We start from the raw sequence: 12,998 nt of genomic DNA, 5'->3' as shown, positions 1-12,998 counted from the left end.
GGGACGTGCGCGTGGAAATTTATAGCACAGAAGAACAACAAGTTGATGCTATCAAGCAGTTCTGGAAAGATTACGGAAATTCAATTTTAATCGGTGCCGTAGTGGGTTTAGGCGGCTTATATGCGTGGAATTATTATTCTGACGTTAAAGTGGCGCAAGCGGAAGAAGCTTCAAAAGCGTTCCAAAATTTGACCACTAAATCTGCCGATGAAGCCGCAATGCTTGCGGGTGTCGCCGAGTTTTCTAAAAATCACGATCAAAAGGGCTATCAAGCCTTGTTAGAACTGATTGTGGCCAAAACTGCGGTAGAAGCGAAGGATTATCCAAAAGCGATTGATGCTTTGAACAAGGTGATTGCGGCTAAACCCGGTGCTGGTTTAGATGTGATTGCGACTTTGCGTTTAGCACGAGTACAAGCAGAGCAAGGTCAAATTGATGCAGCTCTAGCGACCTTAGATCAAGTAACAGATAAAGCTTTCTTCGCTCAGCGCGATGAGTTGAAAGGTGATTTCTTAGTACGTCAAGGTGATGTTGAGAAGGCAAAAACAGCTTATCAAGCTGCCATGGACAATGGTGGTGTGGTGACAAGCCCTGCGCTTAAAATCAAACTTGATAGCCTAAATCAGGCATAAGGGATCCCTTGATGAAGTCTTGGTGCAAAAACCTGCTAGCCGCTGGATTAAGTCTGGCCATGTTATCCGCCTGTTCGTCGAGCGATGTCGAAGAAGAACCGGTAAGTGAGTTAACTGCCATTCAGGCGACAGTGTTTCCTGAAGTGAGTTGGAGCGCCTCTGTCGGTAATGGTGTTGGTGATTATTATTCTCGCCTCGCCCCCGCCGTTAGTTACGGAAAAATTTTTGCCGCCGACCGTTATGGTGAAGTGGTTGCCTTCGATGAGGCCACTGGCGAGCGCGTTTGGACTAAAGATTTCAGCGAAGAGTTTCGTGATAACGCTTTAGCGAAAAATAAAGGTGCGCGTATTGCTGCTGGTGTGACTGCTGCGCGTAATAAAGTCTTTTTAGGTGGCGAAAGTGGGCTGCTTGCTGCATTGAACGCTGAAGATGGTCAAGTGTTATGGCATGTCGTTGCTGGCGGTGAATTACTGTCTGCTCCCACTGTGGCCGATGACGTCGTGGTGGTCAGTACCAGTTCTGGTTCACTCGAAGCGTTTAACGTCGATACTGGCGCTAAGCTGTGGGTGTATGAAATGCAATTGCCGAATCTGACCCTGCGCGGTACAGGTTCTGCAGCTTACGAAGCGGGTGGTTTCTTCATAGGTACCGCCGATGGCAAAGTGGCTGTTGTGATTAAAAACAATGGTCAAGCTGCGTGGGAACAGGCGATTTACAATCCAACGGGTGGTAACGAGTTTACGCGTATGGCCGACGTGGATATGACGCCCTTGATCCTTGGCGACAACTTATATGCAGTGAGCTACAACGGTAACTTAGTGTCGATGGAACTGCGCACGGGTCGAGTTGTGTGGACACGTAAGTATTCTAGCTTTAACGAGTTAGCATCAGCGGGCCTAAGCTTGTACTTAGTTGACGATCACAGCCGTATCTACTCAGTTGATAAACGTAACGGTTTGGAACTGTGGAGTAATTCTGAGTTAGCTAACCGCACTCTGACATCTCCGGCTGTATATAAAGACTATTTAGTTGTGGGTGATTTCGAAGGTTATTTACACTTCATCGATCGCAGTACAGGGACGATTGTGGGTCGTGTCCAAGTGGACAGCTCAGGATTATACAGCCAGCCGTTAGTGGTGGATGATAAAATCTATGTTCAAGGTCGCAGCGGAAAGTTGGCTGTTGTAACACTTCCATAGTTAAAAGTGTTATCCTTGCTGAGCCCCTGGAAGTGTGTTCCGGGGGCTTTTTATTGAAAAGTTTTTTAGAGGCAAAATCATGATCCCTGTAGTGGCCCTTGTTGGTCGGCCGAACGTCGGTAAATCCACCCTATTTAATCGTCTTACGCGCACGCGTGATGCGCTGGTTGCTGACTTTCCTGGCCTAACACGTGACCGTAAATATGGTCGAGCATTCTTATCCGGCTATGAGTTCATTGTGGTCGATACCGGCGGTATCGATGGCACTGAAGAAGGGATCGAGACGAAAATGGCTGAGCAATCCCTTGCTGCCATTGAAGAAGCCGATGTCGTTCTATTTATGACCGATGCGCGCGCGGGTTTAACCGCTGCGGATCTGTCGATTGCACAGCACTTACGTAGCCGTCAAAAAACCACCTTTGTGGTTGCTAACAAAGTTGACGGTATTGATGCCGATTCAGCTTGTGCCGAGTTTTGGTCTTTAGGTCTAGGTGAAGTTTACCAAATGGCGGCGTCTCAAGGACGCGGCGTGACTAATATGATCGAATACGCGCTGACCCCTTATGCCGAAGCGATGGGCATTGTGCGTCAAGGTGAAGACGAAGTTACTGAAGAGCGTGAATATACCGAAGAAGAAGCCGAAGCTGAGCAAAAGCGTCTGCAAGATTTACCTATCAAGCTGGCGATCATAGGTAAACCTAACGTCGGTAAGTCAACCCTGACTAACCGTATTCTAGGTGAAGAGCGTGTCGTGGTATTTGATGAACCCGGTACGACCCGTGACAGTATTTACATTCCAATGGAACGCGAAGGTCGCGAGTACGTGATTATCGATACTGCGGGTGTTCGTCGCCGCAGTAAAGTACATCAAGTCATTGAGAAATTCTCAGTGATCAAGACCTTGAAAGCGGTTGAAGATGCTAACGTGGTGTTGCTTATCATCGATGCCCGTGAAGGGATTGCCGAACAAGATTTAGGTCTGTTGGGTTTCGCACTCAATGCGGGTCGCGCTTTGGTTATTGCCGTCAACAAGTGGGATGGTATCGACCAAGGGATTAAAGATCGTGTGAAAAGCGAGCTTGACCGTCGTCTTGGTTTTATCGACTTTGCCCGTATTCACTTTATTTCGGCGCTGCACGGTACTGGTGTTGGCCATTTATTTGAATCGATTGAAGAAGCTTACGACAGTGCCACACGCCGCGTCAGCACTTCTATGTTGACTCGTATTATGCAAATGTCGCAGGACGATCACCAGCCGCCATTAGTGAATGGTCGCCGTGTGAAGCTTAAATACGCTCACGCCGGTGGTTACAATCCGCCAATCGTGGTCATTCACGGTAACCAAGTGAGTAGACTGCCTGACTCGTACAAGCGTTACATGATGAACTACTTCCGTCGTTCGTTGAAAGTGGTGGGTACGCCAATCCAGCTACGTTTCCAAGAGGGTGATAACCCATTTGAAAACAAGACTGAGAAGTTAACTATGAGCCAAGAGCGCCGTCGCAAACGCGCACAAAGCCATATCAAAGACAGAAAAACCAAATAGTGTTTTTTACCAGACACATTTGAAACAAAAGGAACCTTAGGGTTCCTTTTGTGTTTTAAGACTATTTCAGCGTCATGTAGATTTATTCGAGCGGCTTTATCTGAGTGACGGTTGAAATCACTTGTCCATGGCGCAAGCGGGTCTGCAAACTATCACCTATGGCCAGTTTATCAGCAGAGTCGACCACTTGATTGTGGATGTCAGTGGTAATGCTGTAACCACGGCTTAAAGTGGCAAGCGGACTGACGGTTTCGAGTTGATGGGCCGCGTATTTTATCCGCTGTTCACTTTGGCTGAGTTTGTCCTGCAATGCATCCTGTAAGCGGCTCGCAAGATAACTTAAGCGGTTACCCTCAATGGCGAGTTTATGCTTGGGAGATTGCTGTTCAAGGCGGCTTGCGAGCAACTGCTGACGGCGGCTGAGCAGATGCAAGCGATTCGACAGCGCGGACTCTAGTCGTAATTGCATCTCATCGAATCTTTGTTCGAACTGCTGCAAAGTCCGTTTAGGGTCTTGGCGTTGCAGTCTGTGCTCTAGCAAACTAAGTCGTCTTTCTTGTTTAAGCTGATAATGTTTCGCGCTTTGTTGCAGGCGCGATAAGGCTGTGGCGAGTTTTTGCGCCTTATTATCACTGTCTTGTGATAATAGCTCCGCGCCCGCAGAGGGTGTTGGGGCGCGGATATCAGCAACATAATCACTGATAGTCGTATCAACCTCGTGGCCGACGGCGCTGACAATGGGCAGGGCGCTGTTATAAATCGTGTGGGCGAGGGCTTCGCTGTTAAAACACCACAAATCCTCAAGCGAACCGCCGCCGCGGGTGAGCAGTAATACATCGACTTCTAAACGTTGGTTGGCGATATTGATTGCCTGACAAATACTCTGCGCCGCGGTTTCGCCCTGAACTTGGGTCGGATAGATAATGACTTCAATCGAAGGATCGCGCCTTGCCAATACATGTAAAACATCACGGATCGCCGCACCCGTAGGTGACGTAATAACGCCAATGCGTTGAATATTTTTGGGTAGCAATCTTTTGGTGTCGGCGGCGAATAAGCCTTCGGCTGCGAGCTTCATCTTGAGTGCATCGAACTGCTGGGCGAGTAATCCATCCCCAGCGGGCAGCATGGACTCAATTAATAATTGATAGTCGCCTCTGGGTTCATAAACGCTGATCGCGCCTTTGACCAGCACTTGCTGACCATTGATGGGCTTAAAGCTGACCGTTTGGTTACGGCCCTTAAACATGGCGCAACGGATCTGCGAAGAGTGGTCTTTTAAGGTGAGATACCAATGCCCTGAGCTGGGGGAGGAAAAGTTGGATATTTCGCCATTGAGCCAGATTTTACCCAGTTGCCCCTCGAGGATTTGCCTGACTTCACCATTGAGCCGCGAGACAGTATAAATGTTGTTTTTGGTGCCTTGCATCGAATAACTCAATAAAATGGGGATATTTACTATTTTCCATTTACCAGTGGCGATATGCAAGGTATAATCCCGCCGCAATATTTCACCTCTAAATCCTACTCAACTGGGGAGATGTTGCATATGCTACGTTTAATTAAAGAAGCGCTTACTTTTGACGATGTGTTGCTTGTTCCTGCGCATTCGACTGTACTCCCAAATACCGCCATTCTAAAAACTCGCCTGACCAATACCATTGAATTGAATATCCCACTAGTGTCTGCCGCTATGGACACAGTTACCGAAGCTCGTCTTGCGATCGCGATGGCGCAGGAAGGCGGCTTAGGCTTTATTCATAAAAACATGAGCATTGAAAAACAAGCCGAAGAAGTTCGTAAAGTAAAAATTTACGAAGCGGGCGTGGTTCAACAACCTGTAACTGTGACGCCATCAACGACCTTAGCCGATCTGAAAGTGTTAACACTGAAGAATGGTTTTGCGGGTTATCCCGTGGTCAACGAAGCCAACGAGCTGGTTGGTATCATCACTGGCCGTGACGTACGTTTCGTGACAGATTGGAGCAAAACGGTAGAAGAAGTGATGACGCCTAAAGCGCGTTTAGTCACTGTTGCCGAAGGCACTAAATTAGATGAAGTGCAAAAATTGATGCACTCACATCGTATCGAAAAAGTTCTTGTGGTTGATGATAACTATAAGCTGAAAGGCCTCATTACAGTTAAAGACTTCGAAAAAGCCGAACGTAAACCGAATGCCTGTAAAGATGAGTTAGGCCGTTTACGTGTTGGTGCCGCCGTAGGTGCGGGCGCTGGTAATGAAGAGCGTGTTGACGCTCTGGTTAAAGCCGGTGTTGACGTTTTACTTATCGATTCTTCCCATGGCCATTCCGAAGGCGTTTTACAACGCATTCGTGAAACTCGCGCTAAACATCCTGATTTGCAAATCATTGGCGGTAACGTTGCCACGGCTGAAGGTGCATTAGCCTTAGTCGAAGCGGGTGTTAACGCAGTTAAAGTGGGTATTGGCCCTGGTTCTATCTGTACGACTCGTATCGTGACTGGCGTGGGCGTACCACAAATTACCGCGGTATCCGATGCCGCTGCAGCCATGAAGAGCCTAGGTATTCCTGTGATTGCCGACGGCGGCATTCGTTTCTCTGGCGATTTAGCCAAAGCATTAGCGGCGGGTGCATCTTGCATCATGGCGGGCTCAATGTTTGCGGGAACTGAGGAAGCACCAGGTGAAACTGAGTTATATCAAGGCCGTGCGTATAAATCCTACCGTGGTATGGGTTCTTTAGGCGCTATGTCTCAAGGCTCATCTGACCGTTATTTCCAATCCGATAATGCTGCCGATAAGTTAGTCCCCGAAGGTGTAGAGGCGCGCGTGCCTTACAAAGGCAAGTTGAAGGAAATCATCCATCAACATATGGGCGGTCTGCGTTCATGCATGGGCTTAACGGGTTGTGCCACCATTCTAGAACTGAATGAAAAAGCCCAATTTGTGAAAGTGACTTCAGCAGGCATGGGCGAGTCCCACGTGCACGATGTGACTATCACTAAAGAAGCGCCGAACTATCGTTCAGGTTCTTAATCGTTTGATAAGAGGGGGCGGCAATAAGCCGCCCCTTTGTAAAGCGTGTGATCCAATACTCAAGGCTGGCCCTCGCCGCGTTGAGCAATGTTAAAACAATAGATGAGATAAAGGTTACCCATGAGCGATATTCATGAGCACAAGATACTGATCCTCGATTTTGGATCTCAGTACACTCAACTGATTGCCCGTCGTATCCGTGAAATCGGCGTTTACTGTGAATTATGGGCTTGGGACGTAACAGAAGCCCAAATCCGCGAATTTGCCCCGAACGGCATTATTCTTGCGGGCGGACCAGAAAGTGTCACGGCTGAAAACTCGCCGCGTGCGCCTGAATACGTCTTTACCGCAGGTGTGCCGGTACTGGGCATTTGTTACGGCATGCAGACTATGTCTGAGCAGTTGGGCGGTAAAGTGATCCAAGGTGTGGGCGAAGGTGAATTCGGCTACGCTCAAATTGAAATGCTGACAGATTCATTGCTATTCAAAGGCATCGAAGATGCCGTTAGTAGCGAAGGCAAACCCTTACTCGACGTATGGATGAGCCACGGTGATAAAGTGTCGGCTATTCCTGAAGGGTTTGTGGCGGTCGCTAAAACGGACACTTGCCCATTTGCCGCTATGGCAAACGAAGAAAAGCAATTCTTCGGCGTACAGTTCCACCCAGAAGTGACCCACACTCGCCAAGGTATGCGCATGTTATCGCACTTTGCCTTAGACATTTGTGGCTGTGCAGCCAACTGGAAACCCTCCTCTATCATTGAAGATGCGATTGAGCGCTTGAAGAAGCAAATCGGTGATGATGAAGTGATTTTAGGATTATCGGGCGGTGTTGATTCTTCGGTTGTGGCTATGCTGCTACACCGCGCTATCGGCAAAAAACTGACCTGCGTATTCGTTGATAACGGTTTATTACGTTTGAATGAAGCCGAGCAAGTGATGGAAATGTTTGGCGATCATTTCGGCCTGAATATTATTCACGTTGATGCGGAAAACCGTTTCCTCGATGCGATGAAAGGCGAAGCCGATCCAGAGGCTAAGCGTAAGATCATCGGCCGCGTATTCGTGGAAATTTTCGATGAAGAATCGAAAAAATGCGCCAATGCCAAATGGTTAGCGCAAGGCACGATTTATCCAGACGTGATTGAATCTGCTGGTAGTGCCACAGGCAAAGCACATGTGATTAAATCTCACCATAACGTTGGCGGTTTGCCAGCCGATATGGCGCTCGGTTTAGTCGAGCCTCTGCGTGAACTGTTCAAAGACGAAGTGCGTAAAATTGGTCTTGAGTTAGGCCTGCCATACAACATGCTTTATCGTCACCCGTTCCCAGGCCCTGGTCTTGGTGTGCGCGTATTAGGTGAAGTGAAAAAAGAATACTGTGACTTGCTGCGCCGCGCCGATGCTATCTTCATTGAAGAACTGCATAAAGCCGACTTATACAATAAAGTCAGCCAAGCCTTTACAGTGTTCTTACCTGTACGCTCTGTTGGCGTGATGGGCGATGGCCGTAAATATGACTGGGTTGTGTCACTGCGCGCAGTTGAAACAATCGATTTTATGACAGCCCATTGGGCACATCTGCCCTATGATTTCTTAGGTCGCGTATCAAACCGCATCATTAACGAAGTCGATGGCATTTCTCGCGTAGTTTACGATATTTCAGGTAAGCCACCTGCAACCATCGAATGGGAATAGCCCAAATATAAATAGCTAATAAAATACTATTTATGATTTATCTCAATGCCAGTCATTTTATTGACTGGCATTTTTATTGGGATGACGATATTTTTTCTAAAAAAAACAAGGTGATCCAAAAATCTGAAGCAGTCAGTATTGCTTCGGACGCAAATTGCAGTCCTTTAACTGAGTAAAAATATAAGACAGCACTTTCTTTCCAATGCGGGATTGTGTATCACTATTTGAGTTAACACATCTATTGATAAGGTTTTTCTCCTTAAACTTCTTTTTAATCATTAGGCTAAGAGCTGTTATTATCGAATTCTTGATTATCCGATAAAATTATCTTGCTCTAGATAGAGTTAACAAGATGTTCAGCTGAGGATTACCGTGGCAATTTTTGATATTGAGAAAGACGAATTACTCCGACTCTCTGATACTCTGCTCGAAGAGTTGATTGCTCGCCTCGCCGAGGCTGAAATAGCGGCGCAGGGGCATAGCCCTGCGTATGTAAACTGGTCAGGTTCAATTAATGCTGCTGATGGTGGGATTGATATTCACGTTCAAGTCCCTGTCGAACAGCTGAGCGCAGGTTTTCTCGAAAGGCCGAACACCATTCTTCAGGCAAAAAAGCATTCGATGCCGAGGGCTGCAATTATCAAGGAAATGGTCACCGCAGGGAAACTGTCTTCGACCATCTCTGAACATGCTAAAAAAGGTGGGAGCTATATCATTGTCAGCTTAGGTGATGATTGCTCTCCTCTTATGAAGAGGGACCGCATCAAAGCTATGCGAGATGCCGTGGCTGATGATCCTAATAGTGACAATCTTTACTTGGACTTCTACGACCGTTCTAAACTGGCTCAATGGGTGCGGCAACATCCGTCAGTCATGCTCTGGACAAAAAGAAATCTCGGTCAGGGATATTCCGGTTGGCAGCCATACGGCGCATGGAGTAATCCACCCGAGGGGGCGCTGGACACCTTGATTTCAGCACCAGGGGTGACCGTCACTCTGCCGTCAGGCAGGGGGCAACAGCTCAGCATTAATGACGCCATTGCACCGATGCGAGATCTTATTCGCTCTACTAGGAAGGCGGTTCGCATCACTGGGTTATCTGGCGTTGGAAAGACCAGAATCGTACAGGCACTTTTCGATGAGACAGTCGGCACAGATGCGCTTGACCGGACTATCGCAGTCTATGTCGACACAGGTGAAAGTCCGGAGCCTTCTGCTACAGCAATGCTAGATAGGCTGATTGCAGAGGGGGAACGGGCTATTATGGTCCTTGATAATTGCCCTTCAGAATTGCACACCTTACTAGCCAGTAAAGTCTCTGCCAAAGGTACAAAGGTCAGCCTTATCACGGTTGAATATGACATCAGAGACGATAAGCCTCAGACCACTGAGGTCATCCATATAGAAGCAGTAGGGCCTGAGGTGGCTGAACAGCTTCTGCTGCGCCGTTTCCCTAAAATCGGCCAGAATAACGCCCGCCGAATTGCCGCGTTTGCTGATGGTAATTCGAGGGTATCTCTGGCTATTGCCGAGAGGGTTGAGGAAGGTGAGAGTTTAGCTCAGCTTTCTGATACTCAGTTGTTTGATCGCTTGTTTGAGCAGCGTAAAGGCCCTGATGATAACCTGCGTGAGCACGCTGAAATTCTGTCTCTGGTATATTCATTCTCGGTAGCAACTGTTGAGAAAGGCCAAAACGAACTTGAGGTATTGGGTTCGAACTTTGGGTATTCCTCAAGCCAGTTGTCTCGGTCAGTCAACAAGTTATCAAACCGCCATATAGTACAGAAGAGGGCTTATTGGAGAGCTATTTTGCCCCATGCCATTGCCAATAAGTTGGCTATGTCGGCACTGAATAATATCCCAGTTGCTCAACTCAGAGAAACCTTTGAAGCCCCTGAACGTCAACGCTTACTCATGTCTTTCGCACATAGGCTAGGGTTGTTGCACGATCATCCTGTGGCGAAAGAGATCGTTGAAACTTGGCTTCAACCCGATGGGTTGCTGGGGCGGATAACAGAATTAAACGATATATCGGCACGAATGCTGGATTATATCGCACCAGTAGCGCCTGAAGTTCTGCTCGACAGGATTGAAGCGGTACTTATCTCCTCTGATTTTGAAGGCATGAAACCGGGTTATAAATCTCGGCGAACGTCAATTATCAATCTTCTGCTATTGCTGGCGTATGAACCGAGCACCTTTGAACGGTGCATTAGATTGCTCATTCATCTGGCTGATTTAGAAGAGGAAAGTAATAATAACGCCTCGGTGCGAAACCAGATAACAAAGTTCTTCCAAGCATATCTCTCTGGCACCCACGCTACTTTAGAACAGCGCGTTGCGATCATGAATGAATGTCTTTCATCAAGTGTTACTGGACGTAGGTCGCTGGGTTTAAGGATGCTCTCTACTGCCTTAGAAGCGCGGTGGAGTGGGTCAGGGGGACATGAGTTTGGTGCTCGCCCAAGAGACTATGGATTTAAACCCAATCACGATCAGCTTGTGCAGTGGCGTAGCGCCTTTATCGACGTTGCTGTCAAACTGGGAACCTCTAGTGATTCGACTCTTGAAGATCTCGCAAGACAGACGCTGGCGAAAGCATTTAGAGGCATGTGGCGACAAGTTGCAATTAGGGAAAAACTCATTGATGCAGCGCGCAAGTTACATGCGCATTACCCTTGGGGTGAGGGGTGGAAAGCCGTCCGAACAACGATCTATTTCGACCATACTAAGCGCAAAGACGGGGATGATGTAGAGTCACTGCCAGACAACCTTGCCGCATTGGAGAGGGAGTTGGAGCCTCATGACTTGGTTTCGGAAATAATGATATATGTGCTCAGTAATGAGCACTACTATTGGGCGCTTGACGTTGATTTTGATCATGAAGACACCAACAAGCATAGCGAAGCTGAGAAGCGACTTGAAGCCAAGGCGCTTCAATTGGGTGAGGACTTCGCCGCATCAGAGCATGAGCTTGGCGAGTTGGGGTGTAACCTGTTCTCCAACGATTGGATGCCCTATCGCACCGCATTTGGGAGGGGCTTGGCGAAAGGGGCACAGGATTTGCGGGTCAACTGGCAGCAACTCATTGATCAATTGGGACTACAACCCGAAGCTAATAGAGGATTTTCAGTCTTCGGCGGCTTCATTGAAGCTGTAAACTCCGTCGATTTAGCTCTAGCCCAAGATCTACTCGACCAGTGCGCACAACATCCTGAACTTCGACGAGTGTTAGTCGGCTTGCATCCCCGGCGGGAGTTTACTGAAATCGATTTAGATCGCTGTATAGCGTTGTTGGAAGATACTGACACAAGTTCCTGGATGTATGAGCCAATCTTATGGCGGGACGACTATGCTGATTTGCCAAGAGCCCGTGTCCTTGATCTTGCTCAGCGACTTCTGAGTAAGCCAAATGGTGATGTAGTAGTTTTAAAAGCTCTAACCATGAGACTGTATAGCGAAAAGGAAGTGGTGGACTCGCTTGGTCCAGACTTTCGACTAGTTGGCCTAAGGGCTGCGATACAGAGGTTTTCAAGCAGTGACCGCGATTCTGGTGGGTCTATGGATCATCATATGGCTCGGGTCGTCAGTACAGCTTTGCGTTTCGATGGTAACGAAGCCGAAAAGCTAGAGTGGTTGGATATGATTTTTTCTGTTGTTGATGAGAACTATGGCTACATTCATGACTTTGAAAAGTCTATTGAGACGACCGCCGCATTGATGTCAGAAGCATTCCTCGATCGTATTTTTGAGGGAACTGAAGAACAACAACGTTGGCGACTTTTTTTTATTAACCGTGGTGGTTTGCGTCGGACTCCTCTCGCTAAAATTGATGTGAACGATTTGATTGAGTGGTGTCGTAGTCGAAACGAGACCAGAGTATGGGTTGCTGTCGCGAAGGGTGTCCGCCTTTGGTCAAAGGATGAAGGGACAATAACAATATCGGAATCAGCCATCAGGCTGTTGGAAGCGGCTCCTGATCCGGTTGCCATACTGGAGGTATTTGCTGAACGTGTTACTCCTTCATCTTGGTCTGGTAGCCGAGCAAATGCGATGCAACCTAGAGCGGATGCTATTAGAGGGTTACTTGAACATGGGAGCCCGAATATTGCGATGGCTGCTAAATCGGTGTCAGCAAAACTGGTTGAGTTGATCGAGCATGAGAAATTGCGTGAACAGCGGGAGGATGAGGAGCGTGAACAAAGGTTTGAATAAGGGCTACTCTACCCGAACTCTGCATGTCCAATCCCGAGAGAGATGAAAGCCCATTATCTACTCAGGCAACAATCGAGAGGGCTTAATCCTTATTCAGTGAAAGGCGCCAAGTGCGCCTTTTTTATTGGTTATAGGTATAATTGCCGTATTTTTACAGATGAGTGACAGCCTAGTGGACCAAATGAAGTTAGATGAACATTGGATGCAAGTCGCGATGCTGATGGCAGAAAAAGCCGAGGCCGAGGGCGAAGTGCCCGTGGGTGCGGTATTGGTCAAAGACGGTCAGCAGATTGCGACGGGTTACAATTTATCCATTAGCCAACACGATCCTAGCGCCCATGCGGAAATTTTATGTCTGCGGGAAGCGGGGCGTTTGGTCGAAAACTATCGTCTTTTAGATGCGACTTTATATGTCACCCTCGAGCCTTGCGCTATGTGTGCGGGCGCTATGGTGCATAGCAGAATTGCTCGTGTGGTATTTGGTGCTCGGGATGAGAAAACGGGTGCAGCGGGTACTGTGCTGAATTTGCTGCAACATCCGGCGTTTAATCACCAAGTTGAAGTCACATCTGGGGTGCTGGCCGATGCTTGTAGCGCGCAATTGAGTCGTTTTTTTAAACGTCGCAGGGAAGAGAAAAAAGCCCTGAAACAGGCTCAAAAGGCGCAGCAAGCTATTGGGTAAGTGTCGATTA

At 47.9% G+C, this 12,998-nt stretch carries 8 protein-coding genes; 7 read left to right on the top strand and 1 reads right to left on the bottom strand.

The annotated features are described in order from the left end of the window. Positions 1-11: 11 nt before the first annotated feature. The 3 genes from L5M51_RS12665 to der all read left to right on the top strand — a co-directional run bounded on the left by L5M51_RS12665 (position 12) and on the right by der (position 3,377). Complete coding sequence (locus tag L5M51_RS12665; protein WP_105251895.1) at positions 12-632, top strand: tetratricopeptide repeat protein; 621 nt, start codon at positions 12-14, stop codon at positions 630-632. A gap of 11 nt (positions 633-643) precedes the next feature. After that, the gene (gene bamB / locus L5M51_RS12660; protein WP_105251896.1) at positions 644-1,831 is read left to right on the top strand and encodes an outer membrane protein assembly factor BamB; all 1,188 of its coding nucleotides are present in this window, start codon (positions 644-646) and stop codon (positions 1,829-1,831) included. Between the two features lie 79 nt (positions 1,832-1,910). After that, on the top strand, positions 1,911-3,377 hold the full coding sequence (gene der, locus L5M51_RS12655) for a ribosome biogenesis GTPase Der (protein WP_105251897.1): 1,467 nt from the start codon (positions 1,911-1,913) through the stop codon (positions 3,375-3,377). Between the two features lie 82 nt (positions 3,378-3,459). On the opposite strand, the gene xseA is transcribed toward der, so the two are convergent. Further along, entirely contained in the window at positions 3,460-4,806 is a 1,347-nt protein-coding gene (gene xseA / locus L5M51_RS12650; protein WP_168824523.1) for an exodeoxyribonuclease VII large subunit, read from the bottom strand. Positions 4,807-4,926: 120 nt separating this feature from the next. Between xseA and guaB the strand changes: the two genes are divergently transcribed. From guaB to tadA, 4 genes are all read left to right on the top strand, one after another. Then, positions 4,927-6,393: an IMP dehydrogenase gene (gene guaB, locus L5M51_RS12645; protein WP_006085677.1), complete on the top strand. Its 1,467-nt coding sequence runs from the start codon at positions 4,927-4,929 to the stop codon at positions 6,391-6,393. Positions 6,394-6,513: 120 nt separating this feature from the next. After that, positions 6,514-8,091 carry a glutamine-hydrolyzing GMP synthase gene (gene guaA, locus L5M51_RS12640; protein ID WP_263173080.1) on the top strand — a complete coding sequence of 526 codons (1,578 nt, stop codon included), beginning with the start codon at positions 6,514-6,516 and terminating at the stop codon, positions 8,089-8,091. A 372-nt stretch (positions 8,092-8,463) separates the two neighbouring features. Beyond that, positions 8,464-12,306, top strand: coding sequence for a hypothetical protein (locus L5M51_RS12635; RefSeq protein WP_263173078.1), 3,843 nt, complete (start codon positions 8,464-8,466; stop codon positions 12,304-12,306). A gap of 157 nt (positions 12,307-12,463) precedes the next feature. Next, positions 12,464-12,988: a tRNA adenosine(34) deaminase TadA gene (gene tadA, locus L5M51_RS12630; RefSeq protein WP_219253484.1), complete on the top strand. Its 525-nt coding sequence runs from the start codon at positions 12,464-12,466 to the stop codon at positions 12,986-12,988. Positions 12,989-12,998 lie beyond the last annotated feature (10 nt).

It is taken from the genome of Shewanella sp. SM73 (assembly GCF_025653795.1).
Classification (GTDB): domain Bacteria; phylum Pseudomonadota; class Gammaproteobacteria; order Enterobacterales; family Shewanellaceae; genus Shewanella; species Shewanella oncorhynchi.
Note: the sequence above shows the minus strand (reverse complement) of the source record. Positions and strands in the feature narration are given on the sequence as shown.

Coding starts and splice junctions, on each gene's coding strand:
- guaA (WP_263173080.1), top strand. CDS start 6,514: ATGAGCGATATTCATGAGCACAAGATACTGATCCTCGATTTTGGATCT.
- xseA (WP_168824523.1), bottom strand. CDS start 4,806: ATGCAAGGCACCAAAAACAACATTTATACTGTCTCGCGGCTCAATGGT.
- bamB (WP_105251896.1), top strand. CDS start 644: ATGAAGTCTTGGTGCAAAAACCTGCTAGCCGCTGGATTAAGTCTGGCC.
- tadA (WP_219253484.1), top strand. CDS start 12,464: ATGAGTGACAGCCTAGTGGACCAAATGAAGTTAGATGAACATTGGATG.
- guaB (WP_006085677.1), top strand. CDS start 4,927: ATGCTACGTTTAATTAAAGAAGCGCTTACTTTTGACGATGTGTTGCTT.
- der (WP_105251897.1), top strand. CDS start 1,911: ATGATCCCTGTAGTGGCCCTTGTTGGTCGGCCGAACGTCGGTAAATCC.